The 23,828-nt window shown below is 69.1% G+C and carries 25 protein-coding genes; 17 read left to right on the forward strand and 8 right to left on the reverse strand.

Going from position 1 to position 23,828, the window contains the following annotated elements:
- Positions 1–160 precede the first annotated feature (160 nt).
- Positions 161–505 carry a winged helix-turn-helix transcriptional regulator gene (locus AC4D16_RS15825; protein ID WP_490955671.1) on the forward strand — a complete coding sequence of 115 codons (345 nt, stop codon included), beginning with the start codon at positions 161–163 and terminating at the stop codon, positions 503–505.
- An 801-nt stretch (positions 506–1,306) separates the two neighbouring features.
- On the opposite strand, the gene AC4D16_RS15830 is transcribed toward AC4D16_RS15825, so the two are convergent.
- Positions 1,307–1,642, reverse strand: coding sequence for a hypothetical protein (locus AC4D16_RS15830; protein WP_490955672.1), 336 nt, complete (start codon positions 1,640–1,642; stop codon positions 1,307–1,309).
- Between the two features lie 66 nt (positions 1,643–1,708).
- Positions 1,709–2,149: an LLM class flavin-dependent oxidoreductase gene (locus tag AC4D16_RS15835; RefSeq protein ID WP_490955673.1), complete on the reverse strand. Its 441-nt coding sequence runs from the start codon at positions 2,147–2,149 to the stop codon at positions 1,709–1,711.
- Positions 2,150–2,492: 343 nt separating this feature from the next.
- Between AC4D16_RS15835 and mscL the strand changes: the two genes are divergently transcribed.
- Positions 2,493–2,912 carry a large conductance mechanosensitive channel protein MscL gene (gene mscL / locus AC4D16_RS15840; RefSeq protein ID WP_490955674.1) on the forward strand — a complete coding sequence of 140 codons (420 nt, stop codon included), beginning with the start codon at positions 2,493–2,495 and terminating at the stop codon, positions 2,910–2,912.
- Positions 2,909–3,598: a Pr6Pr family membrane protein gene (locus tag AC4D16_RS15845; protein WP_490955675.1), complete on the forward strand. Its 690-nt coding sequence runs from the start codon at positions 2,909–2,911 to the stop codon at positions 3,596–3,598. The genes mscL and AC4D16_RS15845 overlap by 4 nt, the downstream gene beginning before the upstream one ends.
- Before the next feature lie 32 nt (positions 3,599–3,630).
- Here the strand turns inward: AC4D16_RS15845 and AC4D16_RS15850 are convergent, their stop codons facing one another.
- A complete protein-coding gene (locus tag AC4D16_RS15850; RefSeq protein WP_490955676.1) occupies positions 3,631–5,115 on the reverse strand; it encodes an FAD-dependent oxidoreductase in 1,485 nt (494 codons plus the stop codon).
- 95 nt (positions 5,116–5,210) lie between these two features.
- Between AC4D16_RS15850 and AC4D16_RS15855 the strand changes: the two genes are divergently transcribed.
- From AC4D16_RS15855 to AC4D16_RS15875, 5 genes are all read left to right on the forward strand, one after another.
- A complete protein-coding gene (locus tag AC4D16_RS15855; protein ID WP_490951129.1) occupies positions 5,211–6,878 on the forward strand; it encodes a cryptochrome/photolyase family protein in 1,668 nt (555 codons plus the stop codon).
- 8 nt (positions 6,879–6,886) lie between these two features.
- Complete coding sequence (locus AC4D16_RS15860) at positions 6,887–7,870, forward strand: aldo/keto reductase (RefSeq protein ID WP_490955677.1); 984 nt, start codon at positions 6,887–6,889, stop codon at positions 7,868–7,870.
- 141 nt (positions 7,871–8,011) lie between these two features.
- Positions 8,012–8,260, forward strand: a complete 249-nt coding sequence (locus AC4D16_RS15865; RefSeq protein WP_490951127.1) for a hypothetical protein — start codon at positions 8,012–8,014, stop codon at positions 8,258–8,260.
- A 14-nt stretch (positions 8,261–8,274) separates the two neighbouring features.
- On the forward strand, positions 8,275–9,192 hold the full coding sequence (locus AC4D16_RS15870; RefSeq protein WP_490951126.1) for an FHA domain-containing protein: 918 nt from the start codon (positions 8,275–8,277) through the stop codon (positions 9,190–9,192).
- A 44-nt stretch (positions 9,193–9,236) separates the two neighbouring features.
- Complete coding sequence (locus AC4D16_RS15875) at positions 9,237–9,797, forward strand: 2'-5' RNA ligase family protein (protein ID WP_490951125.1); 561 nt, start codon at positions 9,237–9,239, stop codon at positions 9,795–9,797.
- On the opposite strand, the gene AC4D16_RS15880 is transcribed toward AC4D16_RS15875, so the two are convergent.
- Positions 9,794–10,645: an endonuclease/exonuclease/phosphatase family protein gene (locus tag AC4D16_RS15880; protein ID WP_490955678.1), complete on the reverse strand. Its 852-nt coding sequence runs from the start codon at positions 10,643–10,645 to the stop codon at positions 9,794–9,796. The genes AC4D16_RS15875 and AC4D16_RS15880 overlap by 4 nt on opposite strands.
- Before the next feature lie 46 nt (positions 10,646–10,691).
- On the reverse strand, positions 10,692–12,122 hold the full coding sequence (gene purB, locus AC4D16_RS15885) for an adenylosuccinate lyase (RefSeq protein WP_490955679.1): 1,431 nt from the start codon (positions 12,120–12,122) through the stop codon (positions 10,692–10,694).
- Positions 12,123–12,270: 148 nt separating this feature from the next.
- Between purB and AC4D16_RS15890 the strand changes: the two genes are divergently transcribed.
- The 7 genes from AC4D16_RS15890 to AC4D16_RS15920 all read left to right on the forward strand — a co-directional run bounded on the left by AC4D16_RS15890 (position 12,271) and on the right by AC4D16_RS15920 (position 19,367).
- A complete protein-coding gene (locus AC4D16_RS15890; protein WP_490955680.1) occupies positions 12,271–12,570 on the forward strand; it encodes a hypothetical protein in 300 nt (99 codons plus the stop codon).
- Positions 12,567–13,835, forward strand: coding sequence for a hypothetical protein (locus AC4D16_RS15895; RefSeq protein WP_490955681.1), 1,269 nt, complete (start codon positions 12,567–12,569; stop codon positions 13,833–13,835). Before AC4D16_RS15890 ends, AC4D16_RS15895 begins: the two co-directional genes overlap by 4 nt.
- Before the next feature lie 9 nt (positions 13,836–13,844).
- Entirely contained in the window at positions 13,845–15,062 is a 1,218-nt protein-coding gene (locus tag AC4D16_RS15900; RefSeq protein WP_490955682.1) for a histidinol-phosphate transaminase, read from the forward strand.
- 137 nt (positions 15,063–15,199) lie between these two features.
- On the forward strand, positions 15,200–16,471 hold the full coding sequence (gene pdhA, locus AC4D16_RS15905; RefSeq protein WP_490955683.1) for a pyruvate dehydrogenase (acetyl-transferring) E1 component subunit alpha: 1,272 nt from the start codon (positions 15,200–15,202) through the stop codon (positions 16,469–16,471).
- Positions 16,471–17,445, forward strand: coding sequence for an alpha-ketoacid dehydrogenase subunit beta (locus AC4D16_RS15910; RefSeq protein ID WP_490955684.1), 975 nt, complete (start codon positions 16,471–16,473; stop codon positions 17,443–17,445). Before pdhA ends, AC4D16_RS15910 begins: the two co-directional genes overlap by 1 nt.
- Before the next feature lie 10 nt (positions 17,446–17,455).
- Positions 17,456–19,108 (forward strand): dihydrolipoamide acetyltransferase family protein, encoded by a 1,653-nt coding sequence (locus AC4D16_RS15915; RefSeq protein ID WP_490955685.1) that lies wholly within the window; start codon positions 17,456–17,458, stop codon positions 19,106–19,108.
- 40 nt (positions 19,109–19,148) lie between these two features.
- On the forward strand, positions 19,149–19,367 hold the full coding sequence (locus tag AC4D16_RS15920; protein WP_490951116.1) for a hypothetical protein: 219 nt from the start codon (positions 19,149–19,151) through the stop codon (positions 19,365–19,367).
- 41 nt (positions 19,368–19,408) lie between these two features.
- On the opposite strand, the gene AC4D16_RS15925 is transcribed toward AC4D16_RS15920, so the two are convergent.
- The 3 genes from AC4D16_RS15925 to AC4D16_RS15935 all read right to left on the reverse strand — a co-directional run bounded on the left by AC4D16_RS15925 (position 19,409) and on the right by AC4D16_RS15935 (position 22,016).
- Complete coding sequence (locus AC4D16_RS15925; RefSeq protein ID WP_490951115.1) at positions 19,409–19,624, reverse strand: AsnC family protein; 216 nt, start codon at positions 19,622–19,624, stop codon at positions 19,409–19,411.
- A gap of 57 nt (positions 19,625–19,681) precedes the next feature.
- Positions 19,682–20,977: an aminotransferase-like domain-containing protein gene (locus AC4D16_RS15930; protein WP_490951114.1), complete on the reverse strand. Its 1,296-nt coding sequence runs from the start codon at positions 20,975–20,977 to the stop codon at positions 19,682–19,684.
- Positions 20,978–21,047: 70 nt separating this feature from the next.
- A complete protein-coding gene (locus AC4D16_RS15935; RefSeq protein WP_490955686.1) occupies positions 21,048–22,016 on the reverse strand; it encodes a helix-turn-helix transcriptional regulator in 969 nt (322 codons plus the stop codon).
- A 591-nt stretch (positions 22,017–22,607) separates the two neighbouring features.
- Here AC4D16_RS15935 and AC4D16_RS15940 point away from each other — a divergent pair.
- Positions 22,608–23,582: a lantibiotic dehydratase C-terminal domain-containing protein gene (locus AC4D16_RS15940; protein ID WP_490951112.1), complete on the forward strand. Its 975-nt coding sequence runs from the start codon at positions 22,608–22,610 to the stop codon at positions 23,580–23,582.
- A gap of 41 nt (positions 23,583–23,623) precedes the next feature.
- On the forward strand, positions 23,624–23,815 hold the full coding sequence (locus tag AC4D16_RS15945; protein WP_490955687.1) for a hypothetical protein: 192 nt from the start codon (positions 23,624–23,626) through the stop codon (positions 23,813–23,815).
- Positions 23,816–23,828: the final 13 nt, after the last annotated feature.

The raw sequence follows: 23,828 nt of genomic DNA on the forward strand, positions 1-23,828 counted from the left end.
ACTGCGTCGACGTCCCCTGCGTCGAAGGTCTCGAAGTAGGCATTGCTTGCGATGTCGCGGGCGGTGAGTTGCGTTGTCATGGTGGTCTCCTGGTTGCGGATTGGTAGACCCACGATGCACTATGGGAAGTAGTTTCCCGCAAGATACTAATGGAGTCGACATGAGTAACGTTTGGACAACGCTGCCGCATGACACCGACGAGTGTCCGGTCGATCGCACGGTGCAGGTTGTTGAGGGCCGTTGGGCGACGTTGATCGTTCGCGAGCTTCTCTCGGGGACGAAGCGTTTCGGCGAGCTGCGTGCGGCGTTGCCGGGTATCAGTCCCAAGACGCTCACCGATCGGCTCCGGCACCTCGAGGCGCAGGACGTCGTGATTCGGGAGGCTTTCTCGGAGATTCCTCCCCGGGTCGAGTATCGGCTGACCGAACGGGGGTTCCGTCTGGAGCCGATCCTGGTCGCGATGTGGGAGTGGGGACACGAGGATCTCACTGCGAGGCCGCGATGAGCCCGTGGGTGCGCCGTATCGCTCGTGGTGGATCGGTTCGGGTGGCCCTGCCGAGTGACGAGGTGGGAGTCTGGTCGGTTGCAAGGTAGGGAGGACCCGCGACTGTTGCGCACGAGGGCGAAGGTCCTCCTGGGCTCTACTCGACAGGTGAATTCTTCGGAGACGTCGCAGGTTTTGCCGTAACTTGGCTCCTTGTCGCGAGTGCTGGCGTTCTCGGCGGTGGAGCAGGGCTTGTGGTATCCGGTGCTGCCATCGGTGGATGCCTCGGTGGAACTGTCGGAGAAGGCTCAAGTAACTACATCGACGGCGAAGATACAAGCTTGGGTGATGTTGCGGCTACTTGCGCTGTCGGAGCTGTGTCAGGCAGCTTGCTCGGGTAACCAGATCAGAGACCAGAACGGATCTCTCGAACGGTAGATAAGTGAGAAGGGCGGGTGATCTGAGATCACCCGCCCTTCTTCATGGGCGGCCCTCAGAGAAGGCCAACGGGTGTCACCCGGCGCCTGGTCTTACCTTCGACGAATCGTCGATAATCCATCTTATGTCGACTAATGTTGACGCGCGCCCTATTCGCTGCCGTTCGAGCTGATCTGAGCAAAGGCGGCCGTGAGGTCGTCGGCAACTGGCAGTGCCCGTTACTCCGCACCCGGCAAGCTCTCATACGTGTACACCCGGATCGGCTGAGATTCCTTCGCCGGAACGCGTGGAGAGTTCGCCTCCGGAACTGGTCGAGGCACCAAACCCAAGTGATGTGGACTAGCCCCCGCCAGCCTACCTGCTGAGCCCTTCACCAGAGGCCTGTCAGGCCGCGGTGAGCTCGGCGAGCAGTTCGTCGGACCTTGTTTGACCTCCCGGATCAGCCATTCCGCCACTGACCAGTAGTTCGTCGGCTCCGGTCCGTGTTTGCAGCGCGACAAGCTGCTGCACCACGTCCTGCGGCGTCCCGTGGACGGCGCTGGTAGGGGATTTTTCGACGAGCGTTCGTTCGCGGGTAGTCGAACTGTCATCCAGGGCGGGATCAAGCGGTGGGAAGTAGCCCTTGGTACGCGAAGTGGCCAGTGCGTGGGCCTCCGGCAACAGTAAGTCGCGGGTTGCGGACGTCGTGTCACTGACGGCAATGGTGAGGGTCGCCGACACGTACGGGTGGGACCACCACGAAGACGGTTGAAATCGTTTCGGTACCGCTCGAGTGCCGCATTCCCCTCATCCGACAACGCAGGTCCCCCCCACCACGACGGCGAGCCCGGCACGGGCCGCGATCTCCATGCCGTGCCCCGTGGCGAGGACGAACACAGGTAGACGCCCAGCCACCGGCGGTTGCGCGGTGATCGACGCCGACCCGTCGAGGAACTCGAGAAGTTCCTCGACGTCGTTCCCGAAGCGGCCGGCCTCCTTCGTCTCTGCTCGAAGTGCAGACGGCACTGCCGGTGTGAACCCGAGTGAGCGGCCCACACCCAGATCGAACCGACCATCAAAGAGCAGTGCCAGGGTGGCAGCCTGTTCGGCGACCACCAGCGGCTGATGATTGGGCAGCATGATGCCCCCCGTACCCACGCGGATCGTCGAGGTTGCCGCGATGACGGCCGCAGCGAGGACGGCGGGAAAAGAACCAGCAATCCCCGGTCCCCCGTGGTGTTCCGCCACCAGAACCGCTGGTAACCCGACGTCTCGGCCCGCTGTGCTCGTTGTACGACGCTCCGCAGCGCACCCGCGGCGGACTGACCAAGGTGTAATCGGGCACGGTCGAGAATGGACAGGGAGGAGAACGGAAGCACACGCAGTGAACGGGACGCCAAGACTGAGCACTCCGCTCGTGTTCTCACACTCGTTGTGCTCGCCCCATCCGCACAATGAACCTTCCCCGGTCCTTCGGTCCGCGTGCCTGCCCGAGGAGGGGGAAGCTCACTACAGTTGGTCCTGCACGGACAGCACTCATGCCTCACAGGTACTTCTCGCAGGCATCTCGCATCAGGGGGGGACGCATCACATGATCAAGGGTTTCAGGGACTTCATCCTGCGAGGCAACGTGATCGAACTGGCCATCGCCGTCGTGATCGGCAGTGCCTTCACCGCGCTGGTCAGCGCGTTCACGGCCAACATCATCAACCCGGTGATCGCCTCGGCCGGGGGCATCGACGCCGAGGGGTTCGGCTTCGCGATCCGCCGCGGCAATGACGCCACGTTCGTCGACATCGGCGCCGTGCTCACGGCCGTGGTGACGTTCCTCATCACCGCAGCCGTGGTCTACTTCGTGTTCGTGGTCCCGATGAACCGCGCCAACGCGCGGCTACGCACCCTCGCGGCTCCCGAGGAGCCCGCCGAGACCCCGACCCCCGTGGACATCGTGCTGCTCACCGAGATGCGCGACATCCTTCGTGAGATGTCGACGAGGGACGCTCGGCCATGAGCGCCGGCGCGGAGAGGACGGCCGCTCCCGCGGCCGGAACGGTCCCCGTCCGCGCGATCGTCCGGATCGGCGTCGCGGCGCTGGTGGCCCTCGCGGTCGTCTCCACGTATCTCGACACCGCATCCAGGGCCACCATCAACCCCTTCAACTTCTTCGGTTTCTTCACGATGCAGAGCAACATCATGGGGGCGGCGGCCCTGCTGCTGACGGCCGTCCTCCAGCTGCGCGGAGTCCGTGATCCGCACTGGTTCGCACCGGCCCGTGCCGCGGTCACCACCTACATGGTCGTCGTGGGCGTGGTCTACAACCTGTTGCTCGCCGGGCTGGCAGGCGGTGTGGAGCTCGCGTGGGCCAACTGGGTGCTGCACGTGGCGTTCCCGGTCTACGCGGTCCTGGACTGGGTGTGCACCAGGGACCGCCGGCCGCTGTCCTACCGCGTCATCCGCCTGATCCTCGTGTACCCGCTCCTGTGGGCCGTCGTCGTCCTGGTTCGCGGGGCCACGGACGGGTGGGTGCCGTACCCGTTCCTGGACCCGGCCTCGGGGTACGGCTCGGTGCTCCTCTACGTGGTGGGGATCGCCCTGACTTTCGCGGCGTTCGGAGCGCTCGTCATCCTCGTCAGCCGCCGGGTGCCACCGCTCGGCCGACTCCTCGTAGGGCTGACCGGCCGAACCCGCCGGGCCTGATCGCCAGGCCTGATCGCCCGGTCCCGCCCGGATCAGCGGCGCGTGTCCGAGAGGTCCGACGTCGACGGACCCTCGAGCAGCGTGCCGTCCGCCGTGAAACGCGACCCGTGCAGCGGGCAGTCCCAGGACCGCTCGGCGTCGTTCCAGCTCAGGATCCCCTTCAGGTGCGGGCACACGGCGGAGACGCGGTGCTGCACGCCGTCGACCGTGCAGATCCCGATGGGCCGGGCGCCCTCGCGGACCACCCGTCCCTCGCCCTCCGCAGGAGCGGAGGTGCCGGCCTTCGCGAGGCCCCCGAGCCAGCCGGACACCAGTTCCAGGCCCACGACGGCGTTCTTCTGTACGGTCTCGAGGGCGTCGGTCGCGCTGACCTTCGTGCGGTACAGCGTCCGTGCCCACGGCATGTTGCCCCCGAGGATCTCCGCGGACAGCGCGAGGGAGGCGGCGACGGCGTTGGTCATGCCCCACTTGTTGTACCCGGTGGCGGCATAGATGTGTCCGCCGCCCGCCGGGACCTTGCCCACGTACGGCACGCCGCTCGACGGCGTGTAGTCCTGCGCGGACCAGGCGTAGGCGGGCTTCGCGGTGGGGAAATACTCCTGCGCCCAGCGCGTGAGGTCGTCCACGCGCGCCTGGGTGGTGGAGCTGCGTCCCGTCTTGTGGCCGTTGCCGCCCACGATCAGGTACTTCGTGCCATTGACTGTCGCGGTGCGGAGCGAGCGCGTGGGCGAGTCGGCGCTGAGGTACATCTCCTCGGGGACGTCGTCGACCACCGTGAGGGCCACGCAGTACGAGCGCATGGGCTGGAGCACGGCGAAGTAGCCGCCGCGATCGAGGATCGGGATGCCCGTGGCGAGCACCACGTTCTTCGCCGTCACGGTCCCTGCGCTCGTGGCGAGTTCGACGCCGTCGTCCCCGGTCCTCGACACCCCCTTCACGCGCACGCCTTCGACCAGCGAGCCGCCGTGCCGGTGGAGCTCGGCGGCCATCCCCGCGAGCACCTCGAGGGGATGGAACTGTGCCTGGTCCCTCAGGCGCAGAGTCTTCCGCACGGGGAAGGGGAGCGATGCCGCCGCGCCGAGCTCGGTCTCGAGCCCGGCCGCCGTGCAGGCCTCGTGCTCGGCGACCAGCGCGCGGGCGCCGGTGTCCGTGGTGGCGTAGTCCACCGCGTCGCGGCGCTGGTAGGCAATGCCCTGCTCGTCGCAGAACCGCAGCAGCCAGCTCTGACCCTCACGGTTACCGGTGACATAGGCGCGCGCGAGCTCGTCGTCGTGGTGCTTCCGCACGGTGGAGATGCTGGTGCCCTGGAGGAGGGAGACCTTCGCGGTGGTGTTGCCCGTGGTCACGGCGCCCGTGGTGCGGGCCTCGAGCACGGCAACGCGGTGCCCGGCCCGGGCCAGCAGGAGGGCCGTGGTGAGTCCCGTCAGCCCGGCCCCCACCACTACCGAGTCGTAGGAGCCCGGCTGCAGCGTGTCCGTCGGGATGGAAGGAGCGGTGTCGAGCCAGAGCGATCGCATGGGGGTCCCTTCGGTGCCTGTCGGTACTCCTCACGCAATCACTCAGCATGCTGACAGTCAAGGAGTGCTGTCGGCGGCGGGCGCTAGGGTTGCGGATGTCGCTCGTCCACCACCGGAAGGCCCGCAGCGTGCACGTCCAACTCGTCCTGCCGCACCAGTTGTTCGAGGAGCACCTCGAGGCGTCCCCCGAGACCCGCTTCGTGTTCCTCGAGGACGATCTCCTGTTCCGGAGCCTCCGCTTCCACCAGCAGAAACTGGTGCTGCACCGCGCGGGGATGATGATTTTCGCCGAGCGAGTGCGTGCCGCGGGCTACGAGCTGGACTACATCGAGACGTCGGCCGACGCTCCGAGCCAGGACCGGCTCGCCGCCGTCCTCACCGACCGCGGAGCCACCACCGTGACCTACTACGACGTCGTGGACGACTGGCTGGACCGCCGCCTGACGCGCACGCTGGCCGCCGCCGGCGTCGAGGCACGCGTGCTGGAGACCCCCCAGTTCCTCACGTCCCGTGACGTCTTCGGCACCTACTTCTCCTCCCACACCTGGCGCATGCAGACCTTCTACGAGTGGCAGCGCAAGCGCCTCGGCATCATGGTGGAACCCGACGGCTCGCCCACGGGCGGGCGGTGGAGCTTCGACGCCGACAACCGCAAGAAGCTGCCGAAGAAGATCGAGCTCCCGGACCTGCCGACGTTCGAGCGGCCGCAGGAGGTGGAGGACGCCATCGCCTGGGTGCAGGAGGCGTTCCCTGACAACCCCGGCCATGCGGAATCCTTCAACTGGCCCGTCACGCACCGCCAGGCGTACGACGCCCTCGAGGCCTTCCTCACCGAGCGCTTCGAGCTCTTCGGTCCCTACGAGGACGCCATCGCCGAGGGGCAGACGTACCTGTTCCACTCGGCACTGAGCTCGAGCATGAACACGGGACTGCTGAGCCCGGGGGAGGTGGTGGATCTTGCGCTCGATTTCGCGGAGCGCCACGGGACGGCCATCGCGAGCGTGGAGGGCTTCATCCGGCAGGTCATCGGCTGGCGTGAGTACATCCGGGCGTCCTACGTGCTCCGGGGCCGTGAGATGCGCATCGGCAACACCCTGAAGCTCACGGCCGATCTCGACGAGCGCTGGTGGACGGGGAAGACGGGGCTGAAGCCCGTGGACACGGTGATCGCCCGGATCCTCGACACGGCCTACGCCCACCACATCGAGCGGCTCATGATCCTCGGGAACGCCGCGCTCCTCATGCGCGCCAAGCCCGACGCCGTCTACGAGTGGTTCATGGAGATGTTCATCGACGCCTACGACTGGGTGATGGTCCCCAACGTCTACGCCATGAGCCAGTACGCCGCCGGGTCCATGATCACCACCAAGCCCTACGTGAGCGGCAGCAACTACGTGCGCAAGATGAGCGACTTCAAGGACGGCCCGTGGTCCTTCAGCTGGGACGCCCTGTACTGGGAGTTCATCGGTGACCACCGCGACATCTTCGCGCGGAACCCGAGGTCGAACATGGTGGTGAGGCTGCTCGACCGCATGGACGGCGAGCGCCGCACGGAGCTGCAGCACGAGGCGGCGCGCTGGATCCCCGGGAAGGGCTCCACGGCCGTGGGGCGGCAGCAGGCGGACGCGCGCTCCGGTGTCCGGTCGCCCTCCGGGGCCCGGGCACCCCTCGAGGACGGCACGACGCCGGAGGCCGGCTCCCGCGAGGAGCGGGCGATGGCTGCCGGGAAGGAACCGGCGGAGGCCACGCTCCCCGGCCTATAGTCGAAAGCATGGAACAGAGAACCCTTGGAAGAACCCGCCGTCCCGTCTCCGTCGTCGGGCTCGGCACCTGGCAGCTCGGGGCCGACTGGGGTGAGGTGGAGGACAAGGACGCCGTCGCCGTCCTGGACGCCGCCGTGGAGGCGGGCGTGACCTTCTTCGACACCGCGGACGTGTACGGCGACGGGCGCAGCGAATCGACCATCGGCGGCTTCCTGAAGGACAACCCGGACATCGAGGTTCTGGTGGGTACCAAGATGGGCCGGCGGGTGGACCAGACGCCCGAGAACTACACTCTCGCGAACTTCCGGCAATGGACCGACCGCTCGCGGACCAATCTCGGCGTCGACACCCTCGACCTCGTGCAGCTGCACTGCCCGCCCACCGCGGTCTACAGCTCCGACGAGGTGTACGACGCCCTGGACACCCTCGTGGCCGACGGCGTGATCAGGAACTACGGCGTCAGCGTGGAGCGCACCGACGAGGCCCTCGCGGCCATCGCCCGCGGGAACACGGCCAGCGTGCAGATCATCCTCAACGCCTTCCGCCTCAAGCCCCTCGACGAGGTGCTGCCCGCCGCGAAGGCCGCCGGCGTCGGCATCATCGCGCGCGTCCCCCTCGCCTCGGGGCTGCTCTCGGGCACGTACACCAGCGAGACCTCCTTCCCCGAGAACGACCACCGCAACTACAACCGCCACGGGGCCGCCTTCGACGTCGGGGAGACCTTCTCCGGCGTCGACTACGAGACCGGCCTGCAGGCCGCCCGCGAGTTCGCGGACCTCGTGCCCGAGGGGGTCACGACGGCGCAGGCCGCCCTCGCGTGGATCATCGCGCAGGACGGCGTCAGCACCGTCATCCCCGGAGCCCGCAACCCCGAGCAGGCGCGGGCGAACGCCGGAGCGGTCGCGCACGTGGCGCTCGGTGCAGGGATGAACGACGACGTCGTGGGTATCTACGACCGCCACTTCCGCGCCGTCGTGCACGGGAAATGGTGACCCGGACGCCCGCGCCACGCCGCTGAACGGACGCCCCGGGAGGCCGGGTTCCGGAAGGCACGGGGCTCGGCTAGGGTGGCATCATCCAGGTCAGACGGAGTTAGAGGACGTCTGTCATCGATCACCGGCAAAGGAATCGACATGACTGAAAACACCTCAAGCACAGGCGAGACGCACACCATCCGCGACTGGACCGATCTCGCGGAGGAGATGTGGTCCTACCTGACCGGACGCGGCGCAGCCATCAACTACACGCTCGAGCAGATGACCGTCGAGGTGCCCCGCGACATCGGGCCCGACGCCCCGCGTGCCACGTGGAAGTTCGACGGGACCCTGCGTATCACCACGAGTGACAACGCCTCCGGCGGCTCCGACCCCCACGCCAACTGAGTCGTAGCGAGAACATGACGTCATCAGTACGGTTCGACATCGACATCGGCTTCTCACTCGAGGAGCCGGCCGTCGACGGCAAGGCGGCGACCGGCCTCACCGGCACCGTGAAGGCTGCGGGCACCACGGTCGAGGTCTTCGTGGATGACCCCGCCGCGTTCCGCGGCAACAACCTGCCCGGCATCGGTCAGGTGCGCACCGTGGCCAAGCAGTTGGCCTCCCGCGGGCTCGCCGTGTCGGTCAGCGGACCGAAGGGCCTGTTGGTGGCCATCGGCGCCGTGCAGACCAACATGGCGCAGCGGCTCCTCACACGGTCGCCGCACATCCGCCTCGGGTCGCCGGGGACGCTCGCGCCGCTCGTCGGGATCGGTCGCCGGGCGTTGGAGAAGGGCGACTCGCCGTCCCTGATCCCACCGGGTACTCCGTTCCCGCTCGTGCCGACGGTCAATCGCCGCATCAACCGCCGCATCACCACGACGCACTACTCCCACGGGAGCGGGCGCCCGCGCCTGATCTTCGTGGAGAACTCGCAGGTCTGGAACGGGCAGGTGCCGCGGGAGTTCGAGCTCGTGGGTGACCGCGTGGTCATCGGCAGCGGTGACGGTGCCGATCTCCTGCTTCCCGGGCTCGAGGACGTGCACGCCGAGGTGATCCACACCGAGGACGACGAGTACGTGCTGGTGCCGCACGGCCCCATCACGGGCAGCGTCAGCGGTAACCGCGAGACGGTCCTGAGGACGGGCGCGCGGATCAAGCTCGGTGACTGGGCGCTCGCGTTCTTCCGTGAGGAGTACGCGGACCACGGGCGTCCCTTCGGCGGGCGCAACGGTGGCGAACTCGCCTACCAGCGTCCCCAGCGCAACCCCCGTACCGGTGCCACGGAAGTCGATGGCACGGGTGGCATCGGGGATTTCCGCCGGCCACTGGCCTGAGGTGAGCGGATCTGGCACTACGGACCCGGCAGGAGCGACGACGCGTGGCCGATAGCGTCGAGCTCCTGCTGGATCCGGAGTCCCACCGTCTCCTGCTCGACGACTGGTCTGCGCTCGAGGCGGAGGACCTTCCGAACCAGGGGCGGCACCAGTCCTTCAGCAACGCACCCCACATCACGCTCGCGGCGGCCACTCGCATCGATGCCCGCTACGACGCCGACCTCGCTGCCGCCGCGGCAGGGCCCGCGCTCACGCTGGTCACCGCCGGATTGCTGGTCTTCCCCACGCGCCGGAAGTTCGTGCTCGCGCGCCACGTGGTCGCCGACGTCGCACTCACCGCCCTCCACCGCCGGGTCTGGTTCGCCCTCGACGGCGTGGCCGAGCCCGTCCCCACGACGGTGCGGGGCTCCTGGACGCCCCACATCACCATCGCGCACGGCCTGACCGCGGAGCAGCTCGCGGCCGCCTGCGTCATCCTGAAGAACCGGCCCGTCGACCGCCTCGGCGGCGGCACGGTACGCCGCTGGGACGCGAAGAACCAGCAGCTCGTGACGCTCGGCGGCGGAGGCCTCGTCTGGCCCGAGCCCACAGGGCCCGTGCCCTAGGGTCGGGAGGACGCCGTCAGGTCGACGAGCGCCTGGACGGGCGCGTGGTCACTGGCCCACCGCCCGTCGAGCGTGGAGACGTTGACAGCCGCCTGGCGGACCAGGACGTCGTCGGTCGTGAGGATCCAGTCGATCCGACGTCCACCCACCTCCGCCGTCCGGTAGCGAGGGAAGGTGCCGAAATCGGGCGTGAGCCGCTCGTCGGCGGCCACCCAGGCGTCACGCAGTACACCGGAGTCCACGAAGCTCCGGTACGCGGAGGACGGCCCGGCGTCGGAATTGAAGTCCCCCATCACCACTGCCGGTAACTCCGGGCGGAAGAATCGCACCAGGTCGAGCACGGCTCCGGCGCTCCGGACACGCGCCTCGTCCGACTCGTGGTCGAAATGCGTATTGACGAGCAACATCTCGCAGCCCGTCGCGGTGTCGTGGAAGCGCCCCCACGTGACGATGCGCGTCACGCCGTTGCCCCAGCTGCTCGACCCGATCAGGTTCGGCGTGTCCGAGAGCCAGAACTGGCTCCACTCGATGAGCCTGAGCCTCAGGGAGTCGTAGAAGATGGCCGAGTACTCACCGCGACTGCCGCCCTCCCGGCCCACTCCGACCATCCGGTACGTGGGGGGCAGCGCTGCGGCGACGACGTCCAGCTGGTGCAGGAGCGCCTCCTGTACGCCGAGCACGGCCGGCACCTCGCGCGCGAGGATGTCCTGCAGCGGCGCGATCCGGTCCGCCCAGTAGTCGATGTCACCCGGCCGCGCCGAGGGGCGGTCGTAGCGGATGTTGAAGCTCATGACGTGCAGGAGGGTGGCGTTCGGCGCGATCAGGGGTGGAGCGGGCGTTCCCGACATGGGCTCTTTCCGGTGGGGCGGATGACGTACGCGGCGGGGCGGGGGCTCAGTCGAGATGGTCCACCAGGTCCGCCGCAATGCCGGTGTAGCGCGCCGGAGTGAGCGCGAGCAGGCGCTGCTCGGCCTCCGGGCTCAGCCCGAGGCTCCCGACGAACTCGCGCATCCGCTCGCCGTCCACCCGGTGCCCGCGGGTCAGGTCCTTCAAGCGCTCGTAGGGATCGTCGAGCCCGGGGACGCTGGCGATCGCCTCGGCGCGCATGACCATCTGGACGGCCTCGGCGAGCACCTCCCAGTTGCCGTCGAGATCGGCGGCCAGGACGTCCTCGGCGACGTCGAGCCGCCCGAGCCCCTTCGCCACGTTCGAGATAGCGAGCAGCGAGTGGCCGAGGGCCACGCCGATGTTCCGCTGGCTCGACGAGTCCGTGAGGTCCCGTTGCCAGCGCGAGGTGACGAGGGTGGACCCGAGGACGTCGAGCAGGCCGGAGGAGATCTCGAGGTTCGCCTCGGCGTTCTCGAAGCGGATGGGGTTCACCTTGTGCGGCATGGTGGAGGAGCCCGTGGCGCCCGCGACGGGGATCTGCGCGAAGTAGCCGATCGAGATGTAGCTCCACACGTCCGTGCAGAAGTTGTGGAGGATGCGGTTGAACCGCGCGACGTCCGCGTAGAGCTCGGCCTGCCAGTCGTGGGACTCGATCTGCGTGGTGAGCGGGTTCCAACGAAGGCCGAGGCCTTCCACGAAGGACCGTGAGACGGACTGCCAGTCGGCCTGTGGTGCCGACGCGTAGTGGGCGGCGTAGGTGCCCGTGGCGCCGTTGATCTTGCCGAGGAATTCGGTGGCGGCGATGCGCTCGAGCTGGCGGGTCAGGCGGTGCGCGACGACCGCCATCTCCTTGCCGAGCGTCGTCGGCGTCGCCGGCTGGCCGTGGGTGCGGGAGAGCATGGGTGTGGCGCGGGAGGTCCGGGCGAGCTCACCGATCGACGCCACCAGCGCACGGGCGGCGGGCAGCCAGACCTCCGTGATGGCCCCCTTGATCCCCAGGGCGTACGCGAGGTTGTTGATGTCCTCCGACGTGCAGCCGAAGTGCACGAGCGGCTTGAGGTGGGCAATGCCGAGACCGTCCAGGCGCCGCCCGATGAAGTACTCGACCGCTTTGACGTCGTGCACGGTGACGGCTTCGAGGTCGGCGAGTTCAGCGACCGACGCCGCGTCGAAGGACGTCACCATGGCGCGCAGGCCCGTCTCCTGGTCCTCGGCGAGCGGCTGCGTCCCGGGCAGCACGGCGTTCTGCGTGAGGTGGAGGAGCCACTCCACCTCCACGTGCACGCGGTCACGGTTGAGCGCGGCCTCCGAGAGGAAGTCGATCAGGGGGGCCACGGCCTCCCGATAACGGCCGTCCAGGGGTCCGAGGGTCAGGGACGTCGCCTCCCCTCGGGGGAGTGCAGCGAAATGGACCCGGGAGCGCGCGGAGTCAGCCATGCGTCCATCCTTCCACGGCCAGTCCGTCGGGGCCTGATCGCCTGTCCACATACGGGGTCGCCGGGCGGGCACGTCCGCGTCCGGCTCGTAGCGTCGGCATATCGGGGAGGGAAGAGGGGATGTCATGGAAGGCTCGGGACGAGCACTCATGGGAGCTGGACGCGGGCCGTTCGCGGCGACGACGGAGGCGGGTGAGCGGATCGATGCGCTCGGCGTGGCGCTCCGGCGGCAGGCGCAGCAGCTCCGGGAACTCCAGCGGCAGGCTGCGGGGGTCAGCCGGCTCACGTGGGAGTCGCCCGCGGGTGATGCCTTCAGGTCCTATCTCTCGGAACGCTGCCGGAACATCATGGGCTCGATCGATCTCCTCGAGACGGCCGCCGCCCGGCTCGAGGAGTACGGACGGCTCGTGGCCGAAACCGAGCTGCTGCAGCGGGGTGTTGCGCCGTGACGGAGCGGCTCCTGCCGTTGCCGGGCGACGACGGCGGGCTGAACGTGCGCGGCGGCGTGGGCGGCATCCGGTTCCAGTGGGAGGAGCTCGAGGAGGCATCGAGGGTCCTCGAGGGACTTGCAGCAGACGCGGGGGAGGTGGCTCTCGCGCTCGGTATCACCGCCCGGGACGTCCGCGAACTCCCCTGGCGCGTCCTGCATCTCGACACGTCGGGAGGAGGGTTGTTCCTGCACCAGGAGGCACTGAGTCAGGTGGACGCCGCGTCGGCCTCGGTACGGAGCAACGAGGAGGAGCTCGAGGGGACGAAGGATCGGCTGGTCTGGAACCTCCGCACCTACCGGGCCGCGGACGCCGTCGCGCTGGCGGCGACCGAGGCGGTGCGCATGGCGGGCGCCGAGGTGGCTCGGCGGGCTGCACGGGTGGCGACGGCCGGCGGCGCGGTGGTCGTCGGGCCCGTCGTGGTGGAGCCGGGCGAGGGGAGCGAGGCGGTGACCTTCGACGGGTCGGTGTCGGGCGTCCTGGACCGTCTTGCGGCGGTCGAGGCCGGACCGCCCGGGTCCTTCGAGATCCTGACGGCGGGCACCGCGGAGCGGCCCGTCCACGTGGTCGTCCTGCCGGGAACGCAGACGGGAACCGTGGACGGCCGCACCGGCAGCAACCCGTTCGACGTCGGAGGGATCGCCGAGGCACTCACCGAGGACAGCCGGTACACCGAGGAGGCGGTCCGGGCGGCGCTGGTCGAAGCCGGAGCGAGGCAGGGGGACGGTGTCATCATCGCCGGCTACAGTCAGGGCGGTCTCCACGCGGTGAACCTCGCGAGCCCGGAGCGTTTGGGCTCCCTCTACGACGTACACCTCGTCCTCACCGTCGGCTCGCCCACGGGGTGGGAGGCACCCGTGCGCGGGGAGTACCTCCATCTCGAGCACGGGCGCGACGGCGTACCGGTCCTGGACGCCTCGGCGAACGGGGACGGCCGGAACCGGACAACGGTCTCCTTCGACCACGAGGTGCCACCCCTTGGCGTCGCAGGGGACGGCACGCCGGAACCCTGGGGGCTGGGCCCGGCGCACAAGCTGGAGAACTACGCGGAGGGCGCCCGGCTGGTCGATGCGAGTGACGCACCGTCGCTCGCGCCTGCCGCGGCGCTGCTCGCGGCGGCCGGGGCATCCGGGACCGCCCGTCGGCACTCGTTCACGGCGGTGCGCCCGCTGCAGGGCGCGGCGCCCGCGCCCGCACGCCCGCAGGGCCGAAGGCGTGCGGTCTAGGCTATGGCCATGACTTCGATCGACGACCTCCCGGCACCCTCATCCCACGACGCCCCGGCGGGCGAAGCGGCCGGCACAGCGACGGGCGACGCGCCGGTCGACGCAGCCGTCGAGGCTGCGCAGTCCGACGGCGTCCGCACGGTCAGGCCCCGCGGAGTCGTCGGGAGGCTCCCGCGCTATGCCGCCGGGAAGCCGCCCGTCGTGGTCGAGGGCCTGCAGAGCTTCAAGCTGTCCTCCAACGAGAACCCCCTCCCGCCGCTGCCCGCCGTATTGGAGGCGATCGCCGCCGAGACGTCGATCAACCGGTATCCCGATCCCCTGACCACAGCGCTCCGCACGGAGCTGGCCGGGTACCTCGGGGTCCCGCCCACGGACATCGTCACCGGGGCCGGCAGTCTCGGGGCCCTCAACCAGATCCTCGCCACCTTCGCCGGGCAGAACGACTTCGACGCACCCGACGAGGTCGTCTACGCCTGGCGCTCCTTCGAGGCGTACCCGATCAGCATCGGACTCGCGGGAGCAGCGGGGGTGCAGGTGGCGGTCCGCCCTGACGGCACCCATGACCTGGACGCCATGGCTGCGGCCATCACGGACCGGACGCGCATCGTCATGCTGTGCACGCCGAACAACCCCACCGGCCCCGCACTCACGCGGGACCAGGTGGTGGGGTTCCTGGCGAAGGTCCCCGCGGACGTCGTCGTGGTCATCGACGAGGCCTATCAGGAGTTCGTGCGGCGCCCGGACGCCGTGAACGGGATCGACCTGTACCGCTCCTACCCCAATGTGGTGGTGCTGCGGACGTTCTCGAAGGCTCACGGTCTCGCCGGCCTGCGTGTGGGGTACTCCGTCTCGCAGGAAACGCTCACGCAGCATCTTCGCGTCAGCGCCGTACCCTTCGCGGTGTCGCAGATCGCCGAGCACGCCGCGGTCACCTCCCTGCGCCACATCGACAAGGTAAAGCAGCGCGTGCAGTCCATCGTGGACGAGCGCGTGCGCGTCGTCCTGGGTCTGCGGGAGCTGGGCTGGGCGGTGCCGGAGGCTGAGGGGAACTTCGTGTGGCTCGCGCTGGGCGAGCACACCCAGGACTTCGCGGAGCGGGCAGCAGCACAGGGACTGTCGGTGCGGGCCTTCGGGTCCGAGGGAGCACGGGTGTCGATCGGCGAGCCGGAGGCGAATGCGCGGTTCCTCGAGCTCTGCAGAGGCTACGCACATGGTCCCTCTGCGTGACCAGCCCGTCTTAAATAGGCCCGAACGCGCCCGCTGACTAGTCTTGATCAGTACGCCGCCGGAACATATGTACTCCGGTGTATGACTCACGACATACATTCCCTCCTCGGCATATCAAGGGAGGGTGAGGAGCAGCGATGAACAGCAGCCGTCTGCCTGCCGCGGAGTTCGAGGTCGAGGAACTCACGCTGGCGGCTCATCGAGCCGACGCCGATCAGCACGCCGATCACGCCGAGCACGTCGCTGGTGGGCTGGAGAGGCCGGGCGGACCGGACGGGCCGGACGGCGACATGCTGCAGGTCCTGACTCCCGACGGCTCCCTGGCGACGACGCTCGAGACCAGCATCATGGGCGAGCGCGTGGACCTCACGCCGTACCTCGCCCCGGAGGACGCCGACCATCTGAGGTCGCTGTACCGCGACATGTTCCTCGTCCGGCGGTTCGACCAGGAATCCACGGCGCTGCAGCGGCAGGGACAACTGGCGCTCTGGGTGCCGCTCACGGGTCAGGAGGCAGCCCAGATCGGGTCCGGCCGGGCGCTGGCTCCGCAGGACTACGCCTTTCCCACGTACCGCGAGCACGGCGTCGCTCTCACGCGCGGCGTGGAGTTCGCCGAGATCCTGAGGCTCTTCAGGGGAGTGACCAACGGCGGCTGGGACCCCCGCGAGAAGAACTTCCACCTCTACACCCTGGTGCTCGCGGCGCAGTCCCTGCACGCGGTCGGCTACGCCATGGGTATGCAGCGCGACCAGCTCGCCGATCCGTCCCTGCCGCCCGGCGCGTCCATCGCCTACTTCGGCGACGGGGCGAGCTCGGAGGGTGACGTGCACGAGGCCATGGTCTTCGCCGCCTCCTTCGACGCGCCCGTGGTGTTCTTCTGCCAGAACAACCAGTGGGCCATCTCCGTGCCGGCGACGGTGCAGACCCGGGTGCCACTCGCGAAGCGGGCCGAGGGCTACGGCTTCCCCGGTATCCGCGTGGACGGGAACGACGTCGTCGCGGTCGAGGCGGTCACCCGCTGGGCCCTCGAACACGCACGCTCGGGGAGGGGACCGGTGCTCATCGAGGCCTACACCTACCGCATGAGCGCCCACACCACCGCCGACGACCCCACGAAGTACCGGCTCACGCGTGACGAGCAGGAGTGGCAGCCGCGTGATCCGCTGCTGCGCCTCGAAGCCCACCTGCGGGCCGCCGGGCTGGCCGACGATGCTTTCTTCGAGGCGCTCGGTGCGGAAGCGCGCGCCATGGCGACCTCGCTCCGGGAATCGGTGCTCGCCATGAAGGCGCCCGATCTCGAGAGCCGGTTTGCCGCCGTGTACGCGGAGCCGCACCCCCTCGTGCAGGAGGAGCTGCGCTTCTTCCAGAGGTACGAGGCCGGTTTCGCCGAGGAAGGACGGCAGGACTGATGGCCACGATGACCATCGCGAAGGCGACTAACGAGGGGCTTCGCGCTGCACTGGAGAACGATCCGAAGACGCTCCTCATCGGTGAGGACATCGGCGAGCTCGGCGGCGTCTACCGCGTCACCGACGGCCTCAAGCGCGACTTCGGGGCCCTGCGCGTCGTCGATTCGCCGCTCGCCGAGTCGGGGATCATCGGCACCGCGATCGGCCTCGCCCTGCGCGGCTACCGGCCCGTCTGCGAGATCCAGTTCGACGGATTCGTGTTCCCCGGGTTCAACCAGATCACCACGCAGCTCGCCAAGCTCCGCACCCGCAGCGACGGCATGCTCAGCGCGCCGGTGGTCATCCGGATCCCCTACGGCGGCGGCATCGGCAGCGTGGAGCACCACTCCGAATCACCGGAGGCGCTCTTCGCCCACACGGCCGGGCTCCGCATCATCACGCCGTCGAACCCGCAGGACGCCTACTGGATGATCCAGCAGGCCGTGACGTGCGAGGACCCGGTCATCGTCTTCGAACCGAAGCGGAGGTACTGGCTGAAGGGCGAGGTGGACACGACCGCGCCCTCCGGTGATCCGTTCTCGGCGCACGTGCTCCGTACCGGGACCGACGCGACCGTCGTCGCCTACGGCCCGCTGGTGCCGGTGGCGCTCGCGGCCGCCGCCGCGGCGGAGGAGGACGGCAGGAGTATCGAGGTCATCGACCTGCGGTCCATCTCCCCGATCGACTTCGACACCGTGACCGAGTCCGTCCTGCGCACCGGACGCCTCGTCGTCGCGCACGAGGCCCCGACGTTCGGCGGCATGGGCGGGGAGATCGCCGCGCGCATCACCGAGCGCGCGTTCCTCTCCCTCGAGGCACCCGTGATCCGCGTGGGCGGCTTCCACATGCCCTACCCCGTGGCGCGTGTCGAGGAGCAGTACCTGCCGGACATCGATCGCATCCTCGAGGCACTCGACCGTGCCCTCGCGTACTGAAGGGCCGACCATGACGCTGAAGACCTTCAACCTGCCCGACGTCGGCGAGGGCCTCACCGAGGCGGAGATCGTCCAGTGGCGCGTCGCCGCGGGCGCGAGCGTGGCGGTCAACGACATCATCTGCGAGATCGAGACGGCGAAGTCCCTCGTCGAGCTGTCCTCGCCGTACGCCGGGACCGTGTCGGCGCTGCTGGTGGACGAGGGCGAGACCATCGAAGTCGGGACGCCCATCATCTCGGTCGACGAGGGTGCCGCGGCAGGTCAGCCCCGTGACGACGACGGCGGAGCAGGCGTGGGCACAACCGCCAGGGGCACGAATGGGGCCGCCGACGGAGCCGGCGACGACGGCGGCGACGGCAGTTCTGCTGTGGTCGGCGAGGCGAACGGTGCCGTGCCCAATCCTCAGATGCCGGGCGAGGTGGCCGGTCCGGCGACGGCGGCGGACGGCGACAACACCCAGCAGGCCTCGGAACCGTCCACGTCGACAGCGCGCGCCGGCGGGGCCGCGGCGGGTACCACCGATCACGCGCCGGGCGAGTCGGCACCCGGGCCCCTCGTCGGCACGGGCCCGAAGGCGGACGCCGTCAAGCGCCGTCCGCGCAAGCCTCAGGACCACCAGGAGCCCACACCCGTCGGAGGGCCGCAGCAGCAGCCTGACGCCGTCACGAGCCCGCCGTCGCGCGCGGTCCACGCCGTCGCCTCCGCAAGCGGAGCCTCCGCGAGCGGATCCGCCGCACCGGACGCCCCCACGCCCGCCCGCGTGCATCCGCTGAACCAGCTCATCAACCGCGTCCTCGCGAAGCCCCCCGTCCGCAAGGCCGCCCGGGACCTCGGCATCAACCTCGCGGACGTCCCGGCCACGGGCAGCGCGGGTGAAGTGACGAAGCAGGACCTGATCAGCTACCAGGCGCAGCGCGAGGCCGAGCAGGACGGCGCCGAGTCCTTCTGGTCGGGGCGGAAGCTGATGGGCGGTGACCGGGTGGAGCGGATCCCGGTGAAGGGCGTCCGGAAGGCCACGGCGAAGGCCATGGTGCAGAGCGCGTTCACGGCGCCGCACGTCAGCATCTTCGTGGACGTCGATGCCTCGCGCACCATGGAGTTCGTCAAGCGGCTGAAGACGAGCCGCGACTTCGAGGGCATCAAGGTCTCGCCGCTGCTGATCCTCGCGAAGGCGGTCATCTGGGCCGCCGCGCGCAACCCGTCGGTCAACGCCACGTGGAACGACGACGAGATCCTGGTCAAGCACTTCATGAACCTGGGGATCGCCGCGGCCACCCCGAGGGGTCTCATGGTGCCGAACATCAAGGACGCCCAGGACCTCTCGCTGAAGGAGCTGGCTCTCGCGCTCAACGAGTTGGCGACGACGGCGCGCGCCGGGAAGACACAGCCCGCGCAGATGCAGGGCGGCACCCTGACCATCACCAACATCGGCGCCCTCGGCATCGACACGGGGACGCCGATCATCAATCCGGGCGAGGTGGCCATCGTGGCCTTCGGGACCATCAAGCAGAAGCCCTGGGTGCTCGACGGCGAGGTGATCCCGCGCTGGATCACGACGCTGGGTGGATCCTTCGACCACCGCGTGGTGGACGGCGATCTCAGCGCGCGCTTCATGGCGGACGTCGCGTCCATCCTCGAGGAACCGGCGCTGCTGCTGGACTAGGGTCGATGAGCCTCGATACGCCTCGATTAGGGTTGGCAGCATGAGTCAGAACCCGCAGGGGCGCGATCCTGCCCGCCGTCCCCGCTACTCCGTCAGCCGGTTCGCGCTGGTGGTGGCGATCGGCCTGGCGGCGTCGCTCGTGCTGCAGGCCCTCTTCCCTGACCTCGGCACCATCGCGCGGCTGTCCATCCTGCTCATCGCGGCCGCGCTGATCTCGATCGGCGTGACCCTGTGGCAGCAGAAGAGGCCCCCGCGCTGACGCTCAGTGCCTCCCGGCGCATCCCGGCGCCGGCGTTGCCGCTACTGCTTGCCGTACTTGCGGTGCACCGCCTGCTTCGTCACGCCGAGACTCTGCGCGATCGCTTCCCAGGAGAGCCCGGCCTGACGGGCGCTGCGCACGAGACCCGCCTCCGTGCGCCCGACCTCCCGGTGGAGCTCCGCCACGATCTGCAGGGCTTCAGCGGGTCCCTTGCCGTCCATCGATCCGACGAGTGTCTTCATGCGTCCCACCTCCATTCCGTCAACATTAGTTGACGAAGGGACGTGGCGGCAAGAGCCGGGAAAGTCTCGGGCCTAGGCCCGGTTCTCCTGAATGGCCGTGCGCAGGATCGGCGCGAGGCGTCGGACGCCCTCCACGATGTCCTCCGGGGACACCGCACTGAAGGCGAGTCGCAGCTTGTTGGACGGCTCGTCCGAGGGCGTGAAGGCCGCCCCGGGGATGAAGACCACGCCGGCGTCGATCGCGGAGTACAGCAGCGGGTAGGTGTCGATGCCGTCGGGGAGCGTGACCCAGATGAAGAAGCCGCCGTCGGGAGTGGTCCAGTGCACGCCCTCCGGGAACTCCTCGGCGAGCGCCCCGAGCATGGCGTCGCAGCGTTCGCGGTAGAGGCTCCGCATCGAGTGAAGGTGGCCGCGCCAGTCGTACTCGGTGAGGTAGTCGATGACGAGCATCTGCGTCAGCGGTGACGGGCAAAGCACCACCGCTTCGCAGGCGAGGTAGAACCGGCGGTGCAGGTGCCTCGGTACCAGCGCCCAGCCCAGCCGGACGCCGGGCGCGAAGATCTTCGAGAAGGAGCCGAGGTAGATGACGTCCTCGGGGTTGTCCGCACGCAACGGCGTGAGGGGCTCGCCGTCGAACCGGAGCATGCCGTAGGGGTTGTCCTCGAGGACCAGGATGGTGTGGTCCCGGCAGATGTCGACGACGCGCTGGCGGCGATCGGCGGACATCGTGATGCCGCTCGGGTTGTTGAAGCTCGGGATCGTGTAGAGCAGCTTGATGGCGCGCCCCTGGGCCTCGAGCTCGGCGATGACGCGCTCGAGCTCGTCCGGGATCAGCCCGTTCTCGTCCATCGGGACCGTCACCACCTCCACCTCGTAGGCCTCGAAGGTGTTGAGTGCGCCCACGTAGGTGGGGTCCTCGCAGAGGATCACGTCGCCGGGGTTGCAGAAGACTTTCGCGGCGACGTCCTGCGCCGACTGCGAGCCCGTGGTGATCACGACGTCGTCCGGGTGGGCTCCGGTGATCCCCTCCGCCGCCATGACGTCGCAGACGAGGCGGCGCAGCTCCTCCATCCCCTGCCCGCCGCCGTACTGCAGGGCCTCGAGGCCCCGTTCGGCGATGATGCGCTGGGCGCTCCGGCCGAGCTCCTCCAGCGGGAGGGACTTCAGGTAGGGGCTGCCGCCGGCCAGGGAGACGAGGCCGGGCCGGATGGAGATGTCGAAGACGTCCCGGACGGCTGACTGCTTGATGTTGGCGGCGCGCGAGGAGAACAGTGCCTGGTGCCGCTCGGCGGCGACGACCGCCCGTTCGAGGGCGGCCTCGGTCTCGGCGGGAAGGATGTCGGGGGAGTTGTCGCTGACTGAGGTCACGCCCGCAGTCTAGGTGGCAGGTTAACCAGCAGGCAACACCTGTTGCCCTGATGGCGTGGTCGGATCACGGTCAGATCCAGCCGGCGTCCCGCGCCTTCAGGGCCGCCTGGAACCTGCTCTCGGCGCGCAGTGTCTCGAGCATCCAGGCGATGTGCCGCCGGCAGGTTCTCACGTTGATGTCGAGGCGACGCGCGATCGACTCGTCGGACAGGCCGCTGGCGAGGCCGTGCAGGATGGAGCGCTGCATGCTCGTGAGCGGCGAGGCGACCTCGGCGGGAGCGAGGAACGGTTCACTCAGCTCCCACGCGAGGTCGAACAAGCCCGTGAAGATGCTGATGAGGTTGTGGTCCCGCACCACGAGCGCCGCCTTGTCGTCACGCGAGAGCTGACGGCCCACCACGGCGAGCTTGTCGTCGAAGATCAGCATGCGCAGGGGGATGAACGGCAGCACCCCGAACTCACCGCCGCCGGCCGCGATCGCCTCGACGGCCTTCCGTGTGGGCACGTGGTCCCTCGTGCTGGTGTCGTAGAGCGTGCGCCGCCGCACACCGTGCTCGAGCAGGTCCAGGTCCTTCCGCACGCTCTCCTCGTGGACGTCCGCCGTGGAGCCCTGACCCGGCTGCGAGATGTACACCTTCTCCGTGACGTCCCGCCCGTAGTCGATCAGGACACGGTGGATGAGGTGCGGATCCTCCAGCGTCTCCACCGAGGTGGTGGACAGGACGTCCTTCCGTGCCTCGAGGAACGTGGGCAGGAGTGTGGAGAGCTCCCGTCGTCGCGCGCTGATCCGCGCCTTGAGGTCCTGCACACTGCGTTCATCCGCGTCCACGAGGTCTGCGAGGGCGACGTCGGGGGAGACGGCGACGAGCCCGTCACCGGAGCCCGCGCGCGGGCTGAGGAGACGCTGGGCGGAGAGCGCCTCGATGGACTCGTCGATGCGGCGCAGGGTCAGCCCGAGCGCGTCGGAGGCCTCGGAGCGGGTCCAGCCGGGATGCGCGACGGCGTAGCGGTAGACCTCGAGCGACGTCGCGTCGAGCATGAGCGGTCCCCGTCCCTGTCGCTGAGGCCAGCGGCATCTGCCCTCGAAAAAGATGACATGTCCAGTTAATGACACTACGCCAACGGTCGCAAGAAGAGTGCGCAATGAGACGTCGCGAGCCCGGAATGACGCGGATCCGAGGTGATCCCGTGAGCTCGGTGCGGCGGGCAGGCCGACCGCTGCGTCCTCTTCACGTCATGTCCACAACCGGCCAGCCCTACCGCTGGACACCGACTTCCGCCGCCGGACATCCTTGGGAGGCCGGTCCACCTCGGCTGTCCGACTGGACGCCGACGGTACCACGGGCGCTGCACCCCGCAGCGCGGACCAGCTGAACCGACCCGGACAAGGGTGAGGAAGGACCGCCATGAAGAAGGTATTGGGCGCAACTGCAGGCCTGTTGATTCTCATGGGGGCCGTTGCGCCGGCAGGCCAGTCCATCAGCGCAGGGAGCTGGGATTGGCCGAAGGGTCAGCCCACAGCGAGCAGCTGGGACTGGCCCAAGTAAAAGGGGTCTCCGGACTAGAGCCCGGAGGTTCCGCCCAGAGCCCGCCCCAGCGGGGGTGATCACAAACCCTGAAGGAGAGAGCCATGAGCCAGCTGACAGCCATTCGAACCGCCTCACGGACGGTCGTCAGCACTCAGTGGTGGCATCTCTCCCTCTCGACGGGTGGCTTCGATGTAGCGGACGGCATCATCGAGGAGCAGGTCACCCCGCTGGTGGCGCAGGCCCAGGCGCTCGGCGCCAAGCGCTGGTACTTCACGCGGTGCGAGGACGCATCCACGGGAGTGGTCAGCCAGATCAAGGTCAGCATCCACGCGCACCCCCGCGTGCTCGAGAGGCTGCGCGCCTTCCAGCGCGTGCTGCAGACCCGCAGTGCACGCACGCTGCCCCTGCTCACGGTCCGGCAGCAGTTCACCGCCCCGGCCAGCAACACCTACTACTCCGGTGGTCCCGAGATGGCCGACCCGCAGATGGAGGCCAACCTCGTGAAGTACGGCGGGGTGGAGGGCCTGCATCTCGCCGAGGAGGTCTTCGAGCTCAGCTCCGAACTCGCCGTCTGGGCGAACCAGCGCTTCCCCCGCATGCAGAGCCGGTCCGCGCTGGGCGCCCTCGTCCTCTTCGACGCCGCGAACGCCATGATGCGCGGCCCGCGCTCCGCCGGCTGGCCCGACCGCCGTCGTCTGTCCTGGGACTTCTACTGGGACAGTCACCTCCGCACCTGCACGGCCGACGTCGGACCGCGCGCGGCGGGAGTGCGTGAGGCGATGACGGCGCAGGTCTCCTCGAAGTCCACGGGCTTCCACGCCCTCATGGCCGCCACGGCGGCGGAATCCGCGGTGCACAACTGGCGACGCCGGTGGTCACGCGCGGTGGACACCTACCTGTACCGCGCGGACAAGGTGCGCGTCAGCCGCAGTGCGCAGCACCTCACCGTGTACCAGGCGCACATGGCGCTGAACCGCCTGGGCTTCGTGGCCCGCGAGGAAGCCGCCCTGGGTCTGTATGCACGCTCCTGGCGGCCGCAGGTGGATCCCCTGCACTCTGCCCGCGCCACTCCCTGAACCGACCCCGAGCCACCACGCACCGATCGAAGGAGAGCACTATGAACGCCAGGAACAGCATCGTGCTCGCGGCGGACGACGCCGCCCTCTCCGAGGCCCTCGGGTGCTCCTTCGAGACGGTGGAATCGCTGCAGCACGACGGCGTCCTGGAGTTCCAGGGCCAGCTGTGGGAAGTGGGACCGGCGCGTGACTACCTGCGTGACGCGGCGTGGGCCGACAACATCTGGCACTGATCCGTTCGTCGTC

The sequence above is a fragment of the Arthrobacter sp. TJ-236 genome, assembly GCF_058269235.1.

Excerpts from the sequence above, each read along its gene's own strand:
- AC4D16_RS15870 (WP_490951126.1), top strand. The coding sequence starts at position 8,275 with ATGACGTCATCAGTACGGTTCGACATCGACATCGGCTTCTCACTCGAG.
- AC4D16_RS15945 (WP_490955687.1), top strand. The coding sequence starts at position 23,624 with ATGAACGCCAGGAACAGCATCGTGCTCGCGGCGGACGACGCCGCCCTC.
- AC4D16_RS15825 (WP_490955671.1), top strand. The coding sequence starts at position 161 with ATGAGTAACGTTTGGACAACGCTGCCGCATGACACCGACGAGTGTCCG.
- AC4D16_RS15935 (WP_490955686.1), bottom strand. The coding sequence starts at position 22,016 with ATGCTCGACGCGACGTCGCTCGAGGTCTACCGCTACGCCGTCGCGCAT.
- AC4D16_RS15940 (WP_490951112.1), top strand. The coding sequence starts at position 22,608 with ATGAGCCAGCTGACAGCCATTCGAACCGCCTCACGGACGGTCGTCAGC.
- AC4D16_RS15855 (WP_490951129.1), top strand. The coding sequence starts at position 5,211 with ATGTCGCTCGTCCACCACCGGAAGGCCCGCAGCGTGCACGTCCAACTC.
- AC4D16_RS15910 (WP_490955684.1), top strand. The coding sequence starts at position 16,471 with ATGGCCACGATGACCATCGCGAAGGCGACTAACGAGGGGCTTCGCGCT.
- mscL (WP_490955674.1), top strand. The coding sequence starts at position 2,493 with ATGATCAAGGGTTTCAGGGACTTCATCCTGCGAGGCAACGTGATCGAA.
- AC4D16_RS15925 (WP_490951115.1), bottom strand. The coding sequence starts at position 19,624 with ATGGAGGTGGGACGCATGAAGACACTCGTCGGATCGATGGACGGCAAG.
- AC4D16_RS15845 (WP_490955675.1), top strand. The coding sequence starts at position 2,909 with ATGAGCGCCGGCGCGGAGAGGACGGCCGCTCCCGCGGCCGGAACGGTC.
- AC4D16_RS15865 (WP_490951127.1), top strand. The coding sequence starts at position 8,012 with ATGACTGAAAACACCTCAAGCACAGGCGAGACGCACACCATCCGCGAC.
- AC4D16_RS15850 (WP_490955676.1), bottom strand. The coding sequence starts at position 5,115 with ATGCGATCGCTCTGGCTCGACACCGCTCCTTCCATCCCGACGGACACG.
- AC4D16_RS15915 (WP_490955685.1), top strand. The coding sequence starts at position 17,456 with ATGACGCTGAAGACCTTCAACCTGCCCGACGTCGGCGAGGGCCTCACC.
- AC4D16_RS15860 (WP_490955677.1), top strand. The coding sequence starts at position 6,887 with ATGGAACAGAGAACCCTTGGAAGAACCCGCCGTCCCGTCTCCGTCGTC.
- purB (WP_490955679.1), bottom strand. The coding sequence starts at position 12,122 with ATGGCTGACTCCGCGCGCTCCCGGGTCCATTTCGCTGCACTCCCCCGA.
- AC4D16_RS15890 (WP_490955680.1), top strand. The coding sequence starts at position 12,271 with ATGGGAGCTGGACGCGGGCCGTTCGCGGCGACGACGGAGGCGGGTGAG.
- pdhA (WP_490955683.1), top strand. The coding sequence starts at position 15,200 with ATGAACAGCAGCCGTCTGCCTGCCGCGGAGTTCGAGGTCGAGGAACTC.
- AC4D16_RS15920 (WP_490951116.1), top strand. The coding sequence starts at position 19,149 with ATGAGTCAGAACCCGCAGGGGCGCGATCCTGCCCGCCGTCCCCGCTAC.
- AC4D16_RS15900 (WP_490955682.1), top strand. The coding sequence starts at position 13,845 with ATGACTTCGATCGACGACCTCCCGGCACCCTCATCCCACGACGCCCCG.
- AC4D16_RS15880 (WP_490955678.1), bottom strand. The coding sequence starts at position 10,645 with ATGTCGGGAACGCCCGCTCCACCCCTGATCGCGCCGAACGCCACCCTC.